Raw genomic sequence first — 22,475 nt, 5'->3', positions numbered from 1 at the left:
TTCGCCATGACAATAACTGCTCAACAACTGATCGCGCTGCTGCCGCTGTTGATCGTCGGATTGACAGTAGTGGTTGTGATGCTCTCCATTGCGTGGCGACGCGACCACTTTCTTAATGCCACGTTGTCTGTAATCGGGCTGAATGCCGCACTGGTCTCATTGTGGTTTTCTACTCAGGTTGGCGCGATGGATGTCACGCCACTGTTGCGTGTCGATGGTTACGCTGCGCTCTATACCGGGCTGGTGCTGGCGGCAAGTCTGGCAACCTGCACTTTCGCCTATCCATGGTTGCAGGGTTACCCAGACAACCGCGAAGAGTTTTACTTACTGGTGCTGATTGCCGCGATGGGTGGGATTTTGCTGTCCTGCGCCAATCATATGGCCTCACTGTTTATTGGTATCGAGCTGATTTCTTTGCCGCTGTTTGGCCTGGTTGGCTATGCATACCGGCAAAAACGCTCACTTGAAGCCAGTATCAAATACACCATTATGTCTGCTGCGGCATCGTCTTTCCTGTTGTTTGGGATTGCGCTGCTGTATGCGGAATCTGGCAGCCTGTCTTTTGTCAGTATTGGCAAGAGCCTCAACGACAGTATGCTCCATGAGCCGCTGTTGTTGGCCGGGCTGGGTATGATGATTGTTGGGTTAGGTTTCAAACTGTCGCTGGTGCCTTTCCACCTGTGGACGCCTGATGTGTATCAGGGCGCTCCGGCACCGGTATCAACCTTCCTGGCGACCGCCAGTAAAATCGCCATTTTTGGTGTGGTGATGAGGCTGTTTCTGTATGCGCCAATGGGCGACAGTGAAGCGGTGCGTATCGTACTGGGGATAATCGCATTTGCTTCTATCCTGTTCGGTAACCTGATGGCACTCAGCCAGACCAACATTAAACGCCTGCTCGGTTACTCTTCCATTTCTCACCTGGGGTATCTGCTGGTGGCGTTGATTGCGCTGCACAGTGGTGACGTCTCCATGGAGGCTGTGGGGGTTTACCTGGCCGGTTATCTGTTCAGCAGCCTGGGCGCGTTTGGTATTGTCAGCCTGATGTCCAGCCCTTACCGTGGCCCGGATGCGGATACCCTGTATTCCTACCGTGGTCTGTTCTGGCACCGTCCTGTTCTCGCGGCAGTGATGACTGTGATGATGCTTTCCCTGGCCGGGATCCCGATGACTCTGGGCTTTATCGGTAAGTTCTATATCCTTGCCGTGGGCGTGCACGCACACCTTTGGTGGCTGACAGGCGCTGTTGTGGTGGGGAGTGCGATTGGTCTTTACTACTACCTGCGTGTTACGGTCAGCCTCTACTTGTCTGCACCGCAGCAGCCTGCTCGTGATACCCCGTCTAACTGGGCATTTACCGCCGGTGGTATTGTGGTACTGATCTCTGCTGTGCTGGTCCTGCTGTTGGGTGTTTGGCCGCAGCCGTTAATTAGCCTTGTGCAACTGGCGCAGCCTTTGATGTAATCATTGCATTACCAACAGGTATACTCATATTAAACCGCCGGAAACGGCGGTTTTTTTATCGGAAATAATGTGGGAGAACAGCATGCTAATCTGGCAGGACTTACACCATTCAGAACTGACTGTACCGCAGTTATACGCGCTGTTGCACCTGCGCTGTGCGGTGTTTGTTGTCGAGCAAAACTGCCCGTATCTGGATGTTGATGGCGAGGATTTATCGGCTGAAAACCGCCATATTCTTGGCTGGCAAGGGGATACTCTGGCAGCATATGCCCGTATTCTTACCAGTGACAGGCACCACCCACTGGTGATTGGCCGCGTGATAGTTAACCCTGCCTGCCGGGGGCAAAAACTGGGGAACCAGCTTCTGGAACACGTCATGGCTGCCTGCCAGCGACACTGGCCGGGTGTTGCACCTTATCTCAGTGCCCAGGCGCATTTACAGCATTTCTACCAACAATTCGGGTTTGAGCCGGTCACCGAAGTGTATCTTGAAGATGATATTCCCCATCGCGGCATGGCATGGATAAAAAACACACAAAATAACGTAGGTTAACTATAGTAAGTAGACTCTGGGAAAAAACATAATAAGTGAGCGCGCCATGAGCGACGACCTTCAACGTCGGGTAATCCGTGCCCGTCAAAATATTACTGGCCTGAGCCAGTGCATTACTACTTTGTTGAATTATCCTGACAGCTGGTCTGAAACCGGGCATGCCTTGTTATTGGTTCGGGCTGACACGCAGTTTGGCCGCCTGCAACGGCAGCTACGTATTCGCAAAGTGGTTAACCTCCCACCGGATGTTCAGAATCTTCCTTTTAGCCACTATGTGTAACCCCTGAGCGGGAAACACCTTGTATCGTGCCAGGTTCGGGGGGGATCACGTTCCGATAAACCCGGCCCTGTAACCGCATTTTTTGGTGCTTTCAAACGCCGTGTTGGCATTCATTTTCTGTTCTTACCACGTATAATTTGGGGTTTTTACGTGGCGGGATAACAAATGGAATTTACACAGGCGGTAACTGCGCTGCAGCATGCGTTGCGCGAAGATATTCCTGATACTCCCGGAATGAGAGTGTTGTCGGCCTCTTTGAGCCTTGCCGATAACCAGGATGCGTTATGCTGGCTGAACAGCCAGCCTTGCTGGCCGCAGTTTTACTGGCAACACCGTGACGGCCATGAAGAATGTGCCGCACTGTGTGCGTTGCGTACCTTCACCTCACTGGCTGAAGGCCAGCGTTTCCTTTCCCGCTTCCCTGAATGTCCGGAACTACGCTTGTGGGGGCTGAACGCATTTGACCAGCAGCAAGGGCATTTTTTCCTTCCACGCCTTTCCTGGCTGCGGCAGGGAGCACGTGCCAGGTTAATCCTGAATTTATACAGTGAAACCAGCCTGCATGAAGCTGCGAAAGAAGCTCAACAGTGGCTGTCCGGCTTATCCCCTGAAACTGTCATACCTCCTGCGTCTGCGCGGGTGTGTGAGCAAGTACATTTGCCGGAAAAAGCACAGTGGCATGCCATTGTCACCCAGGCGACACAAGCTATCCGGCAGGGAGGTATAGACAAAGTCGTGCTGGCACGAGCAACGGATGTGCAACTCACCCAGCCCATGTCTCCCACCTGGCTGATGCATGCCAGCCGCCAGCATAATAGCCACTGCTACCACTTTTACATGGCATTTGACTCCCACCAGGCCTTTCTGGGGTCTTCCCCCGAACGTCTGTGGCACAGAGCAGGGCAGCAGTTATCAACCGAAGCCCTGGCCGGAACGGTTGGCCGTGCGGCAGATGACAACCAGGCCGAACAACAAAGCCAGTGGTTGCTTGAGGATAAAAAGAATCAACATGAAAACTGGTTGGTCGTTGAAGATATTTGCCAACGGTTGCAGGCCATTGCCGGGCAGATAGATGTGGAGCCTGTAAAGGTGGTTCGCCTGCGCAAAGTACAACACTTACACCGGGCCATCACTGCCACCCTCAACCATGCAGATGACACTACATGCCTGATGCAGCTACAACCTACAGCGGCAGTGGCCGGGTTGCCACGCAAAGATGCACTGGCTTTTATTCATGCACACGAACCCTTCAACCGTGGCTGGTATGCCGGGTCTGCAGGTTACCTAAGCCTGGCAACCGCCGAGTTCAGCGTGGCACTGCGTTCAGCTCAGGTTCAGCACGACAAAGTACGGCTTTATGCCGGTGCAGGTATTGTGGCGCAATCAAATCCGGCAGAAGAATGGCTGGAAATTGAAAATAAAGTGGCGGCATTACGTTCATTATTCAGCTGAAAGCGGATAAACCGATGTATATCAATGTCTGCCAGTTTGCCGACGCTATACTTTTTTGCAAATGCTATTGCGGGTCAAGTTATGTCGTTAAGCACGTTCAACAGGCGCTGGGCCGCCGTCATTTTGCAGGCATTACACCATAATGGAGTCCGGCATGTGTGTATTGCTCCGGGTTCCCGTTCCACACCACTGACACTGGCAGCAACGCAAACATCGGGGTTTGTTTTTCATACCCATTTTGATGAACGCGGCTTGGGCCACCTTGCGCTTGGCCTTGCTAAAGCCAGTGGTGAGCCAGTTGCGGTTATTGTGACTTCAGGTACTGCGGTCGCAAATATTTATCCTGCGGTAATTGAAGCGGGCCTGACTGGGGAAAAACTGGTGGTTCTGACCGCCGACCGCCCGCCGGAATTAATTGATTGTGGCGCCAACCAGGCTATTGTTCAGCCGGGTATTTATGGCGCACACCCGGCCGCCACGCTGAATTTACCTCGCCCCACAGAATCCATTCCGGCACGCTGGCTGGCAAGTGCTATTGACAGCCAAATGGGCGCATTGCGCCATGGTGCGCTGCATATCAACTGCCCATTTGCAGAGCCTTTATATGGCGAAATGGATGATACAGGACTTACCTGGCAGCAGGCCCTGGGCAACTGGTGGCAGGGCGAAAAACCCTGGCAAGTCTACACCGCTTCAGGTGGTATTACCCAACAGCTTGACTGGCATAGCTGGCGACAGAAAAAAGGGGTGGTTATTGCGGGCCGGTTGACTGCACAGGAAGGCGAGCGAGTCGCTGTCTGGGCCAGAACACTTGGCTGGCCATTAATTAGCGATATCCAGTCCCAAACGGGCCAGCCGTTACCTTATGCTGACCTCTGGCTTGCCAACCCTGGGGCACTGCAGGTACTGGAACAGGCCCATATTGTTGTGCAATTTGGTGCCAGCCTTACCAGTAAACGTTTGTTGCAATGGCAGGCTGCCAGCCACCAGGATAACTGGTGGCTGGTGGATCCTATACCCGGCCGGCTTGATCCGGGGCATCACCGTGGGCGGCGGATTCAGGCAACTGTTGAAGCCTGGCTTGATGTACACCCGGCGCACAAGCAGGTGAGTTGGGCAGACGCGCTCCAACCTTATGTGCAACAGGCCACTGAGGCAGTGAATAGCGAAATTCCGCCTGCGGGTGAAGCCGGGCTCGCGAAGTGCCTGCCTCAATTATTACCAGAAAAAGGTCAGTTATTTATTGGCAATAGTTTATCGGTACGCCTGGTTGATGCTCTGGCACAGCTACCTTGCGGATACCCGGTTTACGGTAACCGCGGCGCCAGTGGTATTGACGGCCTGGTGGCAACCCTTGCAGGCGTTTCACGGGCAACGTGCCGCCCAACACTGGCTGTTATGGGGGATTTATCCGCCCTGTACGATCTCAACTCACTGGCGTTGTTACGCGCTTGCCCCGCGCCGGTGGCTCTGGTGGTGGTGAATAACAACGGCGGGCAAATCTTTTCTCTGCTTCCCACTCCCGCAGACGTGAGAAGTGAATTCTATGCCATGCCGCAGAATGTTGATTTCCGCCATGGTGCCGCGTTGTTTGGCTTGCCATATATTGCACCACAGTCGCTTGAGGCGTTAGCCGGGAGCCTGGAGCAGTGCTGGTCCGGGCCCGCGGTCACGACAGTGATTGAACTGAAAGTACCAGAAGCTGAAGGGGCTGCGATGTTACAAAAACTGGTAGCCAGGGCCAGCCAGCAATGACGCTTGCCGGGCAGATTATACCGGGAGAACAGCCCCAGCTACCGTATCTGGTCTGGCTGCATGGCTTCCTTGGCTCAGCCGAAGACTGGTACGCAACCCGTAATGCGTTTACACGCTGGCCACAACTCTACCTCGACCTGCCGGGGCACGGTGCGTCCGAAGCGCTCTCCACACAAGGGTTTGATGAGTTCTTCACGCAACTTACCTTCACGCTGGCTGAGCTGAATATCACGCGGTACTGGCTTATAGGGTATTCACTCGGTGGCAGGCTGGCTATGTACACCGCCTGCCAGCGGCCAGCAGGCCTTCAGGGCATAATTATTGAGGGCGGTAACCCAGGCCTTAGAAACTCACAGGAACGGTTATTGCGTATTGAATCTGACCAACGCTGGGCTATGCGGTTTACAGCGGAGCCCCTGGAAAAGGTGCTGGATGCCTGGTACCGGCAGCCCGTATTTGCTTCGCTCTCTGATACAGCTCGCAGGCAATTAATCCAGGTGAGGGCTGGCAACCAGCCAGCCGCTCTTGGCAGCGTGCTGGGTAACCTTTCATTAGGTCTCCAGCCGTGGCTTGGTGATGCATTAGCCGCGTTACCTGTGCCATTCCATTACCTGTGTGGCGCACGGGACCAAAAATTTCAGGGCATTGCCCATGCACTGGACGTGCCTTTTCATCTGATTGAACATGCCGGGCACAATGCCCACCGGGAGAATCCGGCGGCATATTGCCAGTGTGTTATTGATATTTTGACTCACTATTCTGAGGAACAGCCATGATTTACCCCGATGAACAAGAACTGTATGCCCCTATCTCCTGGCAGGACTGCTCTGAAGGTTATGAAGATATTCGTTACCACAAATCGGCAGAGGGTATTGCGAAAATCACCATTAACCGCCCGCAAGTGCGTAATGCATTTCGCCCGCAAACCGTTAAAGAGATGATTCAGGCACTGTCTGATGCACGGTATGACGACAATATTGGCGTCATTGTGCTTACCGGGGAAGGTGATAAAGCATTCTGTTCCGGTGGCGACCAGAAAGTACGTGGCGATTACGGTGGCTATAAAGACGATTCTGGTGTTCACCACCTGAATGTGCTGGATTTCCAACGCCAAATTCGCACCTGCCCGAAACCTGTGGTGGCGATGGTTGCCGGTTACTCCATTGGTGGCGGGCATGTTTTACATCTGATGTGCGACCTTACCATTGCAGCTGAAAATGCCATTTTTGGCCAGACCGGGCCTAAAGTGGGGTCGTTTGATGGTGGCTGGGGCGCATCTTATATGGCGCGCATTGTCGGCCAGAAAAAAGCCCGTGAAATCTGGTTCCTGTGCCGCCAGTATGATGCGCAGCAGGCGCTGGATATGGGGCTGGTCAATACGGTTGTGCCACTGGCAAGCCTTGAAAAAGAAACGGTACGTTGGTGTCGCGAAATGCTGAAAAATAGCCCGATGGCACTGCGTTGCCTTAAAGCTGCGCTCAATGCTGATTGCGATGGGCAGGCCGGGTTACAGGAATTGGCCGGTAATGCCACGATGCTGTTCTATATGACAGAAGAAGGCCAGGAAGGGCGCAATGCATTCAACCAAAAACGCCAGCCTGATTTCACCAAATTTAAACGGAACCCGTAATGCGACAGGCACAACTCTGGCGTTATACCATCCCCATGGATACCGGGGTGGTCATTCGTGACCGCAGGCTGAAAATGCGTGAAGGATTCGTGGTTGAACTGTGTGAAGGCAATCAACGGGGCTGGGGGGAAATCGCCCCGCTACCCGGCTTGAGTACCGAAAGCCTGGAAGAAGCGCAGTCTGCTGCCCTGCACTGGTTATCTGGCTGGCAAGCAGGGCTGGTCGCTGCGTTCCCGGCACAACCTTCGGTGGCGTTTGGGCTGAGTTGTGCACTGGCGGAGCTGTCTGGTGAACTGCCACAAGAGGCGAATTACCACTCGGTACCACTGTGTACTGGTGACCCGGATGCGCTATTTGCGCTGTTGCAAGGGTTGCCAGGGCGCAAAGAAGCCAAAATAAAAGTGGGGCTCTATGAAGCCGTGCGTGATGGCATGGTAGTCAGCTTATTGCTGGATGCTATACCGGATCTCTGGCTGCGTCTGGATGCCAACCGGAGTTGGTCTGCACAAAAAGCGGCACAGTTTGCCCGCTATGTACCAGAAGCATTGCGCTCACGAATAGCGTTTTTTGAAGAGCCGTGTAAAACCCCAGAATTGTCACTGGCATTTGCCCGTGAAACCGGTATTAAACTGGCGTGGGATGAAAGCCTGCGCGATGGGCATGTGGTGATAAGCCAATGCCCGGAAGTCAACACGGTAGTGATTAAACCTTCACTGACTGGCAGTTTGCAGCAGGTGCAGGCATGGGTTAATCAGGCACATGCGTGTGGCATGAATGTGGTAATCAGTTCGGCAATTGAATCGAGCCTTGGGTTAACGCAACTGGCGCGCATTGCTGCCTGGTTAACACCCCAAACAACGCCAGGCCTGGACACGCTTTCTCTGATGCAGGCACAGTTAATAAGGCCCTGGCCGGAAAGTTCCCTGCCGTTAATCAGCCAGAGTGAGCTGGAGCTGGTGCAATGATGCTTGCGAATTACCCCTGGCGGCACTGGGCAGGCCTTGCGCCTGCTAAAGTGGCACTCTATAGCCAAAATGGTGAAATAAGCTGGCAGCAGCTGGCAAACCGGGTTGATAGCCTGGCGGCCAGCTTTCATCGCCAGGGGGTGAATGCCGGAATGGGGGTTGCCCTGCGTGGGCGCAACAGTATGCCGTTATTACTGAGTTGGCTGGCGCTGTTGCAATGTGGTGCACGGGTGTTACCGCTCAACCCACAACTGCCTGATACCTTACTGGAAGCACTTATTCCGTCACTAACTATCCATTTTGCGCTCAGCTTCGATTGCGATGCGGTGCCTGGCCCTGCCGTTTTGCATTACCAACCGTTGGCTGGCGAATGGGCAGAGCCGTGGCAACCGGATCGCTTTGTCTCCATGACCCTGACATCCGGCTCCACTGGCTTGCCAAAAGCCGCTGTGCATACAGCCAGCGCGCAACTTGCCAGTGCCCGAGGGGTAACTGCACTGATGGCCTTTGGCTGCGATGACTGCTGGTTATTATCACTGCCACTGTTTCATGTCTCCGGCCAGGGTATTTTATGGCGTTGGCTGGTAACCGGAGCCGCGCTGGCGCTGCGCCCTGACCAGCCGCTACCTCTGGCATTGCAAGGGTGTACGCATGCTTCGTTGGTGCCGACGCAGTTATGGCGGTTACTGAGCGACAACCCAGTATCGTTAGGCAATTTAAAAGCAGTATTGTTAGGAGGGGCAGCGATTCCTGTCGCATTGACCGATACAGCACAACAACGTGGCATTGCTTGTTGGTGCGGCTACGGTATGACAGAAATGGCCTCCACAGTAACAGCGAAGCGCGCCAATGGCCTTGGGGATGTAGGGCAGCCATTAGCAGGCCGCCAGGTGCGAGTGGTGGATAATGAGGTCTGGTTACGGGGTGACAGCCTGGCGTCCGGCTACTGGCAACAGGGCCATTTGCTGCCATTACTCAATTCTGAAGGGTGGTTTGCCACCCGGGACCGGGGAACTTACACCAGCAATACACTCACCATACACGGGCGGCTCGACAATCTCTTTTTCAGTGGTGGCGAGAGTATTCAACCGGAAGAAGTCGAGCGGATTATTATGGCGCACCCACAAGTCCAACAAGTCATTGTGGTACCACGCGAAGATGAAGAGTTTGGGCACCGCCCGGTGGCAGTTGTTGAACTGGTTGATTCTGGCGCGTTGGCAACATTAAGTGACTGGATTCAGGATAAACTGGCGCGCTTCCAGCAGCCGGTTCAGTGGTTACTGTTGCCAGACACATTACGCCAGGGTGGGATTAAAATATCCCGTAACGCGGTAATGCATTGGGTTGCAGAACAACAATAACGTACCTGGGTATGCTTGTTACATTCTGTAGAGAAAGCACCATATTTCCGTATTGAATGTCAGCCCCCAGCGGGTAAAATCCGCTTTGTGCTTCAACGGGTTAATTACCAGGTATCAGTATTCAGGAAAACAAAATGAATAAGTATCTATTGTTGGCAGTCAGTGGGCTTGTTGCAGTATCTGGCTCAGCCAGTGCCGTGGGGATTTACGGCCAGGCCGGGCATAAATACACCAGCATTGGTGTGGGCATGGGTACGTCTACCAGCGGTGTGGCGCTCAGTGCAGACTGGACTCGTCATAATGACGATGGTTATATTGCGGACCTGGGGCTGGGCTACAATCTGCCTGTTGGCCCGGCGATGGTGACTCTGGGCGGTAAAGGGCTTTATATCAAGCCTGACCAGGGAAAAACTGGCTACGCACTGGGAATTGGCGGTGGTTTGAGTGTGCCGGTTGTGAGCCATGTTTCTGTCTTCGGTCAGTACTATTACGCGCCAGATGCTTTTGCTTCGGGTATTGATTCCTATCAGGAAGTGCAGGCCGGTGGCCGTTGGATGGTGTTCCGCCCATTAACGGTTGAAGCGGGTTATCGCTATATGAGCCTGAAAGACCGTAACGACAATAAAAACACGATTATTGATGGCCCGTACCTGGGTGTCAGTGCAGCTTTCTAAATCTCTCACCTCTTCTTTTCCCCTCAGCCTGGTGCTGCAATCACTGATTAACGGCATAAGGTGAAACAGTTATAGCCTCTGTATTTACCAGGCCACTGCGCTATAGTGGTGGCTTCTCTCCCAATGGAGTATATCGATGTTAAATGTGGAAATGCTCTCAACCGGCGATGAAGTGCTGTATGGGCAAATAGTCGATACCAATGCCTCCTGGCTCGCTGATTTTTTATTTGAACAGGGATTCCCCATGACTCGTCGCCAGACAGTCGGGGATAAATTTGCCGACCTGGTGGCGATATTGCAGGCGCGCAGCCATGAGGCGGATATTCTGATAGTCAACGGCGGCCTGGGGCCAACCAGTGACGACCTGAGTGCAGAAGCTGCCGCGAAAGCCGCGGGTACAGAATTGGTTATCCATGAAGAGTGGCTGGCGCATATGGCGCGTTTTTTCGAAGAGCGCGGCAGGCCTATGGCACCCAGTAACCGCAAGCAGGCGATGATCCCGGCGGGCAGTGAAATGATTGATAACCCGGTGGGGACAGCCTGTGGGTTTGCCATGCAACTTAACCGTTGCCTGATTTTTTTCACGCCAGGCGTTCCTTCTGAATTTAAACAGATGGTTGAGCTGGAAATTTTACCGCGCCTGCGCAAGCGTTATCCTGGCATTGAAATGCCGTTGTGCTTGCGCATGACCACATTTGGCCGTTCTGAAAGCGATCTCGCCCAACAACTCGATCCCCTGCCATTACCAGACGGTGTGGTACTGGGTTACCGTTCTTCTATGCCCATTATTGAACTGAAGCTGACTGGCCCATCGGTCCAGCGTGCAGGCATGCAGCACGCCTGGCAGAAAATTCGTGACGTGGTGGGTGAAAGCCTTATTTTTGAAGGAACTGAAGGGTTGCCTGCACAGCTTGCCACGCGGTTACAGGAGCAAAATCTGACTCTGGCGCTGAGTGAACAGTTTACCGCAGGTATGCTGTGCTGGCAGTTGACCAATGCTGGTGTACCGGTAGTTCAGGGGCAGGTTTTACCTTCTACCACACCAGAGAGCCTGGCGTGTTGTGTTCAGCGTGCCCGGCAACTGGCTGAACAGCAGGGCAGTTCACTGGCGCTGGTGGTGGGGGCAATTGATGATAGCAGCAAACAAACCCTGGCGTTGCACACACCGGGTAAAACTGTCGGTTTGCTGGTTAACTGGTCCGGGCGCCGCCATAGCGTGGAAACCCGCCAGGCGGTCTGTGCGATGCTGGCCATGAATATGCTGCGCCGTTGGTTAAATGGCTGGGATGTGAGCACAGAACATGGCTGGATCCATATTGAAGAGCAATTAACCTGTTCTGCCTGACGAGATACGCGAAATAAAAAAGGGAAAACATTGTTTTCCCTTTTTACTATTCGGCTAACGCGCCAGTGAGTTATGTGGGATTCAGCAATCCACTTCCACATCGCCCTGTGCTTTGCAACAACAGGGAAGAATCTCTCCCGGCTGAATAAAAGCCAGGGGCTGAGTCAGCCATTTGACCTGTCCTGCCAACAAGCGCATACGACACGAGCCGCAATACCCTTCCCGGCACTGATACTCTACAGCCACCTTGTGCGATTCCAGGGCGGCCAGCAGTGAAGGGTGGTCTTCCTGGCACTCTAACTGGCGGCCAGACTGATGTAAGGTAATACGGTTACTCATAGTTATAACTGGAAGTTACTCAAATCATCGGCATCAATTTGTGAATCTATCTGGCCAACCAGGTAAGAGCTGACTTCAACCTCCTGAGGCGCAACCTGCACGTTGTCAGATACCAGCCAGGTGTTGATCCACGGAATTGGGTTAGAGCGTGTCTTGAATGGTAAGTCCAGCCCAACAGCCTGCATGCGAATATTGGTTATATATTCAACATACTGGCACAAAATGTCTTTATTCAGGCCAATCATTGAGCCATCGCGGAACAGGTAGTTGGCCCAGTCTTTTTCTTGCTGCGCCGCCAAAACAAACAGGTCATAGCTTTCCTGCTGGCACTCTTCGGCAATTTCAGCCATTTCCGGGTCGTCTTCACCACTGCGCATCAGGTTCAACATATGTTGAGTACCGGTAAGGTGCAGGGCTTCGTCGCGGGCAATCAGACGAATAATCTTCGCATTGCCTTCCATCAATTCGCGTTCAGCAAAAGCGAAGGAACAGGCAAAACTGACATAAAAGCGAATGGCTTCCAGTGCGTTCACACTCATCAGGCACATATAAAGCTTTTTCTTCAATTCGCGCATGTTCACCGTAACGGTCTTGCCATTTACAGTGTGGGTGCCTTCGCCCAGCAAGTGCCAGTAGCTGGTCAGCTCAATCAGCCCGTCGTAATAGGTGGAGATGTCTTTGGCGCGCTTGATAATTTCTTCGTTTTCTACGATGTCATCAAACACCACCGCCGGATCATTGACGATATTACGAATGATGTGGGTGTATGAACGGGAATGGATAGTTTCAGAAAACGCCCAGGTTTCTACCCAGGTTTCCAGTTCAGGAATAGAAATCAGCGGCAGCAATGCCACATTAGGGCTGCGCCCCTGAATGGAATCCAGCAATGTCTGGTATTTCAGGTTGCTGATAAAAATGTGTTTTTCGTGTTCTGGTAACGCCTGGAAATCGATGCGGTCGCGTGACACATCCACTTCTTCTGGCCGCCAGAAAAATGACAGTTGTTTCTCAATCAGTTTTTCGAAAATGTCATATTTCTGCTGGTCATAGCGTGCAACGTTAACAGGCTGACCAAAAAACATGGGTTCGTTGAGCGGGTTATTTTTCTTCTGTGAAAATGTGGTGTATGCCATAAACATTGTCCTGTAAAACGCCACCATTGGCTGAGTGCCGTTTCGCTGTTCTTAACGGGCCCTTTACCGCGTGAAAAGGGAAACAGGCAGACCGGATTCCCGGCCTGCCTCTGGGTTAAATCTTACACGCGCCGCTTTCGCAACCGTCGTCCTGGATGCTGGGTGCCAGGTCATCCTGGGCATCTTCAGCACCGTCGCGGGTATTCTGATAGTAAAGGGTTTTGACACCAAATTTATAGGCGGTGAGCAAATCCTTCAGTAATTGCTGCATCGGCACTTTTCCTGACGGGAAGCGTGACGGGTCATAGTTGGTGTTGGCAGAAATCGACTGGTCGATAAATTTCTGCATTACGCCAACCAGTTGCAGGTAGCCATCGTTACCCGCCATTTCCCACAGCAATTCGTATTTGTCTTTCAGCAGTTCATAATCCGGCACCACCTGGCGCAGAATACCGTCTTTCGACGCTTTCACACTGATATGGCCACGAGGCGGCTCAATACCATTTGTGGCATTGGAAATCTGTGATGACGTTTCTGACGGCATCAGGGCAGACAGCGTTGAGTTACGCAGACCATGAGTTTTAATGGACTCACGCAAGCTTTCCCAGTCGTAGTGCAGCGGCTCGTTGCAAATCGCATCCAGGTCTTTTTTGTAGGTATCAACCGGCAGAATACCTTTGGCGTAGGTGGTTTCGTTGAACCACGGGCAAGCGCCTTGCTCTTTCGCCAGTTCATTCGATGCTTTCAGCAGGTAATACTGAATGGCTTCGAAGGTCTTGTGCGTCAGATTGTTGGCGCTGCCATCGGAGTAGCGCACGCCATGTTTTGCCAGGTAATATGCAAAGTTAATCACACCAATACCCAGGGTACGGCGGCCCATAGCACCACGTTTGGCTGCCAGAATAGGGTAATCCTGGTAATCCAGCAGGGCATCAAGTGCGCGAACGGCCAGAACCGCCAGCTCTTCCAAATCTTCCAGGCTCTCTATTGCGCCCAGGTTGAACGCAGACAATGTACACAGCGCAATTTCGCCGTTTTCATCATTGACGTCATTCAGTGGTTTGGTTGGCAGAGCGATTTCCAGGCACAGGTTAGACTGGCGCACTGGAGCAACTGTTGCATCAAACGGGCTGTGGGTGTTGCAGTGGTCAACGTTCTGGATGTAGATACGGCCAGTAGAAGCACGTTCCTGCATCATCAGTGAGAACAGTTCCGCTGCTTTAACACGCTGCTTACGGATGCTGTCGTCATTTTCGTACTGGGTGTACAGGCGTTCGAACTCATCCTGATCTGCAAAGAAGGCATCATACAGCCCCGGAACATCTGACGGGCTGAACAGAGTGATATCGCCACCTTTAAGCAGACGGGTATACATCAGTTTGTTGATTTGAACACCGTAATCCATATGACGAACACGGTTACCTTCCACACCACGGTTATTTTTCAACACCAACAGGCTTTCAACTTCCAGGTGCCACATGGGGTAGAACAGTGTTGCCGCACCACCACGTACACCACCCTGAGAACAGGATTTCACTGCTGTCTGGAAGTGCTTGTAGAAAGGAATGCACCCGGTATGGAATGCTTCACCACCACGAATCGGGCTACCCAGTGCGCGAATGCGGCCCGCGTTAATACCAATACCGGCACGCTGAGATACATATTTCACAATAGCGCTGGAAGTTGCGTTGATAGAATCAAGGCTGTCACCACACTCAATCAGCACACAAGAGCTGAACTGGCGTGTAGGAGTACGCACACCAGACATAATTGGCGTTGGCAGTGAAATCTTGAAAGTCGATACAGCATCATAAAAACGCTTTACGTAGTCCAGGCGAGTCGCACGCGGATAACGAGAGAACAGGCAAGCAGCAACCAGAATGTACAGGAACTGGGCGCTTTCATAAATTTCACCCGTAACGCGGTTTTGCGCCAGGTATTTCCCTTCCAGCTGTTTTACAGCCGCATAAGAGAAGGTCATATCGCGCCAGTGGTCGATAAAACCGTCCATCTGCTGGAACTCTTCTTCCGTGTAGTCTTCCAGCAGATGAGTGTCGTATTTACCCATTTCAACCATTTTAACTACATGATCGTAGAGTTTAGGCGGTTCAAACTGACCAAAAGCTTTCTTACGCAGGTGGAAAATGGCCAGACGAGCAGCGAGATACTGGTAGTCCGGGGCGTCGCGAGAAATCAGGTCCGCGGCTGCTTTGATAATCGTTTCATGGATATCCGAAGTGCGGATACCGTCATAAAACTGGATATGGGAACGCAGTTCAACTTGTGAAACTGAAACGTTGTGCAGGCCTTCTGCCGCCCAGTCGAGGACACGATGAATTTTGTCCAGATTGATGCGCTCTGTACGGCCATCACGTTTCGTTACCAGCAGACTCTGATTCATGTGGGGTTTACCTGTCCGTGAAATAAAAATATCCCCCGCTTATCCACAACGCCGCCTTGTGGCTAACTTTGTGGATAAATACTATATGTTGGGGGTATGAGATAACTGAATCACTATATGGTGAGTATTCTAGTAAGGAATCTTTCAATCTCAAGAGTTGATTTTGCCGAAAAATTGAGGTTCATCTCCCCGGAACAGGTAAGAATGCCCGAATGGTAAGGGCTGAAGGGGATGTCAAGCTGGAGTAACTTTTTTTAAAAAAATGACTAAATGTTGGTTTCTTGTTCGTGATGTAAATTGCGCAACTTGATGCTGCGCAATTTTTGATAGCAAAGAGATAGCGAAAACTTATCTCAGAGCGCGTTGCTTGAGGTTGTGTGCAACATATAATTAACATCAACACCCGGCGCGAGACGGAAATGATCAGTCAGCGGATTGTAATGCAGGCCAGTCATATGACGTTCACGTAAAGCGGTGTTACTCAGCCAGTGAATCAGTTCAGCGGGCTTAATGAATTTCTTTATATCGTGAGTGCCTTTAGGCACCATGCGCAGCACATATTCAGCACCGACCACCGCCATTAGCCAGGCCTTGCCATTACGGTTAATGGTGGAAAAGAAAACATGGCCACCCGGTTTGACCAGGCGCGCACAGGCCTGCACCACCGATTGTGGATCCGGAACATGTTCCAGCATTTCCATGCAAGTGACGACATCATAGGCACCAGGGTTTGCTGCCGCATGGTCTTCAACGGTTTCCTGGCGGTAATCAACCTGAAGGCCACTTTCCAGCGCGTGCAGGCGGGCCACTTGCAGGGGTTCTCCGCCCATATCCAGCCCGGTTACTGTTGCGCCTTCCCGTACCATACTTTCGGCCAGAATGCCGCCGCCGCAACCCACATCAAGCACCTTTTTACCAAAGACACCGCCACTGCGTTCATTGATATAGCCCAGGCGTAAAGGGTTAATCCGGTGAAGGGGTTTGAACTCGCCTTCCATATCCCACCAGCGCGAGGCGATGGCTTCAAATTTAGCAATTTCGTCGTGGTCAACATTGCGCGACACCGGGGTATTTTCGTCATTCATGGACGCCAGAACTCCTCATCAATAGATGCTGCCGAGTATAACAGCCTGGCGAGACGAATAAAGCGCTGCGCCCATCAGACAAGTTTCCCTGCCAGAGCGGGAGTGTGTTATAATTTGCGACCTTTGAATCCGGGATACAGTAGAGGGATAGCGGTCAGATGAGCGACCTTGCCAGAGAAATTACACCGGTCAATATTGAGGAAGAGCTGAAAAGCTCATATCTGGATTATGCCATGTCGGTTATTGTCGGCCGTGCATTGCCAGATGTCCGTGATGGCCTCAAGCCTGTACACCGTCGCGTATTGTTCGCGATGAACGTGTTGGGCAACGACTGGAATAAAGCCTATAAAAAATCCGCCCGTGTCGTCGGTGACGTTATCGGTAAATACCATCCCCATGGTGATTCTGCAGTGTATGACACCATTGTTCGTATGGCGCAGCCATTTTCATTGCGTTATATGCTGGTCGATGGCCAGGGGAACTTTGGTTCTATCGATGGCGATTCCGCCGCGGCCATGCGTTATACAGAAATTCGTCTGGCGAAAATTGCCCATGAGTTAATGGCTGATCTTGATAAAGAAACAGTCGACTTCGTGGACAACTATGACGGAACAGAAAAAATTCCCGATGTTATGCCAACCAAAATTCCGAACCTGCTGGTTAACGGCTCTTCCGGGATTGCAGTGGGGATGGCAACTAACATACCGCCCCATAACCTGACAGAAGTGATTAACGGCTGTCTGGCATATATTGAGGATGAAAACATCACCATTGAAGGGTTGATGGAACACATCCCTGGGCCAGATTTCCCGACAGCGGCAATTATTAATGGCCGTCGCGGTATTGAAGAAGCGTACCGTACAGGGCGCGGGAAGATTTATATTCGCGCCAAAGCAGAGGTGGAAACCGATGCAAAATCTGGCCGCGAAACCATTATCGTGCATGAAATTCCTTATCAGGTGAACAAAGCGCGCCTGATCGAGAAAATTGCCGAGCTGGTCAAAGAGAAACGTGTTGAAGGCATCAGTGCACTGCGCGACGAGTCTGATAAAGACGGGATGCGTATTGTTATTGAAGTTAAACGCGATGCGGTGGGTGAAGTGGTTCTCAACAACCTCTACTCACAAACTCAGTTGCAGGTATCTTTCGGGATCAACATGGTGGCATTGCACCATGGCCAACCGAAGATTATGCCGCTGAAAGATATTCTCGAAGCTTTTGTTCGCCACCGCCGTGAAGTGGTGACTCGCCGTACTATCTTTGAACTGCGTAAAGCGCGTGACCGTGCTCATATCCTTGAAGCATTGGCTGTTGCGCTGGCGAATATCGACCCGGTTATCGAGATGATTCGCCATGCACCGACACCTGCTGAAGCAAAAGCAGCGTTAGTCGCTCACGCATGGGACCTGGGTAATGTGGCTGCGATGCTGGAACGTGCTGGCGACGATGCTGCTCGTCCTGAGTGGCTGGAACCGCAGTTCGGCGTGCATGACGGTAAATATTACCTGACTGAGCAACAGGCTCAGGCAATTCTTGATTTGCGTCTGCAAAAACTGACCGGCCTTGAGCATGAAAAACTGCTCGATGAATACAAAGAGCTGCTGGAGCAGATTGCTGAGTTGCTGTATATCCTGTCCAGCGCAGAGCGCCTGATGGAAGTTATCCGTGAAGAGCTGGAAGCGATTCGCGACCAGTTTGGTGACGAACGTCGCACGGAAATCACTGCCAACAGTGCGGATATCAACATCGAAGATCTGATAAACCAGGAAGATGTTGTTGTTACGCTGTCGCATCAGGGCTATGTGAAATACCAGCCGCTGTCAGATTATGAAGCGCAGCGCCGTGGTGGTAAGGGTAAATCTGCTGCCCGCATTAAAGAAGAAGACTTTATTGATCGCCTGCTGGTCGCTAACACCCATGACACGATCCTGTGCTTCTCCAGCCGGGGGCGTCTGTACTGGATGAAGGTTTACCAGTTGCCGGAAGCAAGCCGTGGTGCGCGTGGCCGCCCAATCGTCAACCTGTTGCCACTGGAGCAGGATGAACGTATTACCGCCATTCTGCCTGTGCGTGAATACGAAGAAGGCGTGAATGTCTTTATGGCTACCGCAAGTGGTACTGTGAAGAAAACCGCGCTGACTGAGTTTAGCCGCCCACGTAGCGCCGGTATCATCGCTGTGAACCTTAATGAAGGCGATGAACTGATTGGCGTGAACCTGACTCAGAAAGACGACGAAGTTATGTTGTTCTCTGCGTTTGGTAAAGTGGTGCGCTTTAAAGAAGACGCAGTGCGCGCCATGGGCCGTACAGCCACCGGTGTGCGTGGTATCAAGCTGGCAGAAAAAGACAGCGTGGTTTCACTGATTGTTCCTCACGGTGAAGGCGCTATCCTGACAGTTACCCAGAACGGTTACGGTAAACGTACCGATGAGAAAGAGTACCCAACTAAGTCCCGTGCGACTCAGGGGGTTATCTCTATCAAAGTGACCGAACGTAACGGGGAAGTGGTAGGTGCTGTTCAGGTTGATGACGCTGACCAGATTATGATGATCACCGATGCCGGTACGCTGGTGCGTACACGCGTTTCTGAAATCAGCGTTGTGGGCCGTAACACCCAGGGCGTGATTCTGATTCGCACGGCGGAAGATGAGCACGTAGTGGGTCTGCAGCGTGTTGCTGAACCGGTAGACGACGAAGAACTCGACAGCATTGATGGCTCTGTAGCAGAAGGCGATGATGAAATCGCGCCGGAAGCGGAACAGGACGACGATATTGCCGATGACAGTGAAGATTAATCTGAAATCATCACGTTATGAAGGGCCGGGTAACCGGCCCTTTTTCTTTGCCATTGCGACCACTCACTTTTACCGTTAAGTTAACGCATTATTATCGATTGACTGACTCTTACCGGGCTTACATTGAAATACGCCGTCTCTTTCCGCAGCACACTTAAAGTCTCGCGCTATCTTTTCCGGGCGCTGGCGCTGTTACTATGGCTTCTGATAGCCCTGTTTTCGGTGTTTTACATCGTGGGTGCACTACACGATAAAGAAGCGGAAATACACCAGGAGCTTACGCTAAGCTTTGACCAGGCGCAGCGGTATATTCAACGCACCACCGATGTGGTGAAAGAACTCAAATACATTACAGAAAACCGCCCAACAGACAATGCTACGCCAGGCAGTAATCGGGGAGGGAATACGCCCGCATTTTTGCCACTGTCTAACAATGTGGATTGCAGTACGCTTGACCAGTCATGGCAAGGGTCCATGCAGTCGTTATCCGGTTTTTTGCGTTACTGGCGTGATAACTTTTCAGCAAACTATGACCTGAACCGGGTATTTCTGGTTGCTGGTGATAACCAGTGTATTGCCGATTTCTCCCTACGTAACACCTCACCAGGCCAGGACAAAGCACTGTCGTTGCTTAATGAACGGTTAAAGCACTACCGTGATGCGCCAATGGATGAACGGATTAACACCGTTTATTGGGTGGCTCCGGGCAGCCGTGCAGGAACCGGGTATTTTTACACATTAACGCCTGTTTTCCTCGCTAACCGGGTGCAGGCATTACTGGGTGTTGAGCAGAGTATTCGCCAGGAAAACTTTATGCTGCCGGGTAACTTACCGGTAGATATCACACTGATGGATGAAAATGGCCATTCGCTGGTATCACTGACCGGGGGAAGTGGGCATTTATCACTACAGCCTGACTGGTTTCAGGCGCGCACCTGGTTTGGTTACACCACAGGGTTTAAAGAACTGGCATTGAAGAAAAACCTGATGCCGTCATCGCTCAGTGTGGTGTACAGCGTGCCGGTTGATAAAGTGCTGGACGAAATTCGTATTCTTATTTTGAACGCCGTATTGCTGAATATCCTGGTCGGTGTGGTGTTGTTTACCCTGGCAAGAATGTATGAGCGGCGTATTTTCATCCCCGCGGAAACGGATGCCCAGCGCCTGGAAGAGCACGAACAGTTTAACCGTAAAATTGTGGCTTCAGCGCCAGTAGGTATTTGTATTCTGCGCACGCTGGATGGCACCAATATTCTCAGTAATGAACTGGCGCACAATTACCTGAATATGCTGACTCATGAAGACCGCCAGCGCCTGACGCAAATCATTTGTGGCCAGCAGGTGAACTTTGTTGATGTGCTCACCAGCGACAACACGAACTTGCAGATAAGTTTTGTGCATTCTCGTTATCGCAACGAGAACGTGGCAATTTGCGTGCTGGTGGATGTGAGCGCCCGTGTGAAGATGGAAGAATCGTTGCAGGATATGGCTCATGCTGCAGAACAGGCCAGCCAGTCTAAATCGATGTTCCTGGCAACAGTCAGCCATGAATTGCGCACGCCGCTGTATGGCATCATTGGTAACCTGGATCTGTTACAAACCCGTGAATTACCTGACGGCGTTGACCGTCTGGTGACGGCAATGAACAACTCATCCAGCCTGTTGCTGAAAATCATCAGTGATATTCTCGATTTCTCGAAAATTGAATCTGAACAGTTGAAGATTGAACCGCGGGAATTCTCGCCTCGTGAAGTGATGACCCATGTTACCGCAAACTACCAACCTCTGGTGGTGCGCAAACAAATGGGGCTTTACTGTTTTATCGCGCCTTCCGTGCCGTTAACCTTACGTGGCGACCCAATGCGTTTACAGCAGGTGATTTCGAACTTGTTGAGTAACGCGATTAAGTTCACCGATACTGGCTGCATTATTCTCGATGTGCGTTGTACGGATGATTACCTCTGCTTCCGGGTGCGAGATACCGGGGAAGGGATTGCTGCCAAAGAGGTTGTGCGCCTGTTTGATCCGTTTTTCCAGGTGGGAACAGGGGTTCAGCGTAACTTCCAGGGTACCGGGTTGGGGCTGGCGATTTGTGAGAAACTTATCACCATGATGGACGGTGATATTGCGGTAGATTCTGAACCAGGGATGGGGAGCCAGTTTACTATTCGTATACCTCTGTATGAAGCTAAACCGGTTCCGGTTATGTCGGCATCGGCACTGACTCATAAACATTGCTGGCTGGCTGTGAGTAATGCTTTTCTGAATGACTTTTTGGCGAATCTACTGGCAAGTAAAGGAATCAAAAACAGTTTCTGGCAGGGAGAAACGCCAGACCCGGATGATGTGTTAATCACTGATGAAGTGTTAAATGAGCCCTGGTCTGGCCGGGCTGTAATTCAGTTCTGCCGCAGGCATATTGGTATTCCGCTGGAAAGTGAGCCCGGTATCTGGGTGCACAGTGTGGCTTCCCCCCACGATCTGGTGACATTGCTGGCGAAAATTTACCGGGTGGATGTGAAGGTTCCGGGTAACGATGTGAATTTGCCAGAGCCTTCTGAAATCAGCGAGCAGAACGACGACATTACCGTGCTGATCGTTGATGATCACCCAATAAACCGCCGTCTGCTGGCGGATCAGCTCGCATCCCTTGGGTATCATCAGTGCAAGACTGCGGGTGATGGTGTAGAAGCGCTTGAAGTGCTCAGCAAACATCATATCGATATTGTTCTGAGTGATGTGAATATGCCGAATATGGATGGTTATCGCCTGACACAACGTATCCGCCAGTTAGGGCTGACGTTACCTGTGATAGGGGTGACGGCGAATGCACTGGCAGAAGAGAAGCAGCGTTGTTTTGAGTCGGGAATGGATAGTTGCTTGTCCAAACCTGTGACGCTGGATGTGTTGAAGCAGGCGCTGGCGGTGTTTGCGGAGCGGGTGAGGAATCACCGGGAGTAAAAGGGGCTTGTTCCTTTGTAATGATGGTTTTCGTGGGGAACTGGTTCCGTTCACTTTGCGCTGATGTTGGTTTGGTGAAAGTTCCGTTCACTTCCAGTGGAGTGGTTAATGTGGCTTCACAGCCGGTGAACGTGTTAAGGGGCCCGCCCCTTAACAATCCCCGTTTTCGCGGGCAACCGGTGCTGCGCACTGCGTTCACCTCCGGGCAGTCAGCCTGCGGCCGGCTCGACTCGGCGTCCTGCCTCGTTTCGCCTTATTCCGCCGTCCAGGCGGAATAACCTT

Annotated in this window: 17 protein-coding genes; 13 read left to right on the top strand and 4 right to left on the bottom strand. The window is 52.0% G+C overall.

Features of this window, described 5'->3' with window-relative positions; translation table 11 throughout:
* Nucleotides 1-6: 6 nt before the first annotated feature.
* The 11 genes from nuoN to LC084_RS15720 all read left to right on the top strand — a co-directional run bounded on the left by nuoN (nucleotide 7) and on the right by LC084_RS15720 (nucleotide 11,479).
* Nucleotides 7-1,464 (top strand): NADH-quinone oxidoreductase subunit NuoN, encoded by a 1,458-nt coding sequence (nuoN, locus tag LC084_RS15770; protein WP_226572148.1) that lies wholly within the window; start codon nucleotides 7-9, stop codon nucleotides 1,462-1,464.
* Between the two features lie 82 nt (nucleotides 1,465-1,546).
* Nucleotides 1,547-2,017, top strand: coding sequence for a GNAT family N-acetyltransferase (locus tag LC084_RS15765; protein WP_226572147.1), 471 nt, complete (start codon nucleotides 1,547-1,549; stop codon nucleotides 2,015-2,017).
* A gap of 46 nt (nucleotides 2,018-2,063) precedes the next feature.
* Nucleotides 2,064-2,297 carry a hypothetical protein gene (locus LC084_RS15760; RefSeq protein ID WP_226572146.1) on the top strand — a complete coding sequence of 78 codons (234 nt, stop codon included), beginning with the start codon at nucleotides 2,064-2,066 and terminating at the stop codon, nucleotides 2,295-2,297.
* Between the two features lie 165 nt (nucleotides 2,298-2,462).
* Nucleotides 2,463-3,749 (top strand): isochorismate synthase MenF, encoded by a 1,287-nt coding sequence (gene menF, locus LC084_RS15755; protein WP_226572145.1) that lies wholly within the window; start codon nucleotides 2,463-2,465, stop codon nucleotides 3,747-3,749.
* A gap of 81 nt (nucleotides 3,750-3,830) precedes the next feature.
* Complete coding sequence (gene menD, locus LC084_RS15750; protein WP_226572144.1) at nucleotides 3,831-5,504, top strand: 2-succinyl-5-enolpyruvyl-6-hydroxy-3-cyclohexene-1-carboxylic-acid synthase; 1,674 nt, start codon at nucleotides 3,831-3,833, stop codon at nucleotides 5,502-5,504.
* Entirely contained in the window at nucleotides 5,501-6,280 is a 780-nt protein-coding gene (gene menH / locus LC084_RS15745) for a 2-succinyl-6-hydroxy-2,4-cyclohexadiene-1-carboxylate synthase (protein WP_226572143.1), read from the top strand. Before menD ends, menH begins: the two co-directional genes overlap by 4 nt.
* Entirely contained in the window at nucleotides 6,277-7,134 is an 858-nt protein-coding gene (gene menB / locus LC084_RS15740; RefSeq protein ID WP_226572142.1) for a 1,4-dihydroxy-2-naphthoyl-CoA synthase, read from the top strand. The genes menH and menB overlap by 4 nt, the downstream gene beginning before the upstream one ends.
* Nucleotides 7,134-8,099, top strand: coding sequence for an o-succinylbenzoate synthase (gene menC / locus LC084_RS15735; RefSeq protein WP_226572141.1), 966 nt, complete (start codon nucleotides 7,134-7,136; stop codon nucleotides 8,097-8,099). Before menB ends, menC begins: the two co-directional genes overlap by 1 nt.
* Nucleotides 8,096-9,460, top strand: coding sequence for an o-succinylbenzoate--CoA ligase (gene menE / locus LC084_RS15730; protein WP_226572140.1), 1,365 nt, complete (start codon nucleotides 8,096-8,098; stop codon nucleotides 9,458-9,460). The genes menC and menE overlap by 4 nt, the downstream gene beginning before the upstream one ends.
* Before the next feature lie 134 nt (nucleotides 9,461-9,594).
* Nucleotides 9,595-10,134 carry a YfaZ family outer membrane protein gene (locus LC084_RS15725; RefSeq protein ID WP_226572139.1) on the top strand — a complete coding sequence of 180 codons (540 nt, stop codon included), beginning with the start codon at nucleotides 9,595-9,597 and terminating at the stop codon, nucleotides 10,132-10,134.
* Between the two features lie 136 nt (nucleotides 10,135-10,270).
* The gene (locus LC084_RS15720) at nucleotides 10,271-11,479 is read left to right on the top strand and encodes a nicotinamide mononucleotide deamidase-related protein YfaY (RefSeq protein WP_226572138.1); all 1,209 of its coding nucleotides are present in this window, start codon (nucleotides 10,271-10,273) and stop codon (nucleotides 11,477-11,479) included.
* Nucleotides 11,480-11,560: 81 nt separating this feature from the next.
* Here the strand turns inward: LC084_RS15720 and yfaE are convergent, their stop codons facing one another.
* The 4 genes from yfaE to ubiG all read right to left on the bottom strand — a co-directional run bounded on the left by yfaE (nucleotide 11,561) and on the right by ubiG (nucleotide 16,437).
* Nucleotides 11,561-11,818, bottom strand: a complete 258-nt coding sequence (gene yfaE, locus LC084_RS15715) for a class I ribonucleotide reductase maintenance protein YfaE (RefSeq protein ID WP_226572137.1) — start codon at nucleotides 11,816-11,818, stop codon at nucleotides 11,561-11,563.
* 2 nt (nucleotides 11,819-11,820) lie between these two features.
* Complete coding sequence (gene nrdB, locus LC084_RS15710; protein ID WP_226572136.1) at nucleotides 11,821-12,951, bottom strand: class Ia ribonucleoside-diphosphate reductase subunit beta; 1,131 nt, start codon at nucleotides 12,949-12,951, stop codon at nucleotides 11,821-11,823.
* Nucleotides 12,952-13,066: 115 nt separating this feature from the next.
* Entirely contained in the window at nucleotides 13,067-15,352 is a 2,286-nt protein-coding gene (gene nrdA / locus LC084_RS15705; protein WP_226572135.1) for a class 1a ribonucleoside-diphosphate reductase subunit alpha, read from the bottom strand.
* A gap of 353 nt (nucleotides 15,353-15,705) precedes the next feature.
* Entirely contained in the window at nucleotides 15,706-16,437 is a 732-nt protein-coding gene (ubiG, locus tag LC084_RS15700) for a bifunctional 2-polyprenyl-6-hydroxyphenol methylase/3-demethylubiquinol 3-O-methyltransferase UbiG (RefSeq protein ID WP_226572134.1), read from the bottom strand.
* A 158-nt stretch (nucleotides 16,438-16,595) separates the two neighbouring features.
* On the opposite strand from ubiG, the gene gyrA reads away from it, so the two are divergent.
* A complete protein-coding gene (gene gyrA / locus LC084_RS15695) occupies nucleotides 16,596-19,232 on the top strand; it encodes a DNA topoisomerase (ATP-hydrolyzing) subunit A (RefSeq protein ID WP_226572133.1) in 2,637 nt (878 codons plus the stop codon).
* Between the two features lie 123 nt (nucleotides 19,233-19,355).
* The gene (gene rcsC / locus LC084_RS15690; RefSeq protein WP_226572132.1) at nucleotides 19,356-22,193 is read left to right on the top strand and encodes a two-component system sensor histidine kinase RcsC; all 2,838 of its coding nucleotides are present in this window, start codon (nucleotides 19,356-19,358) and stop codon (nucleotides 22,191-22,193) included.
* The last annotated feature ends 282 nt before the right edge of the window (nucleotides 22,194-22,475 follow it).

The sequence above is a fragment of the Mangrovibacter yixingensis genome (genome assembly GCF_020523985.1).
In the GTDB taxonomy this organism is placed as follows: domain Bacteria; phylum Pseudomonadota; class Gammaproteobacteria; order Enterobacterales; family Enterobacteriaceae; genus Mangrovibacter; species Mangrovibacter yixingensis.
This window is presented reverse-complemented; position numbering and strand designations above follow the sequence as displayed.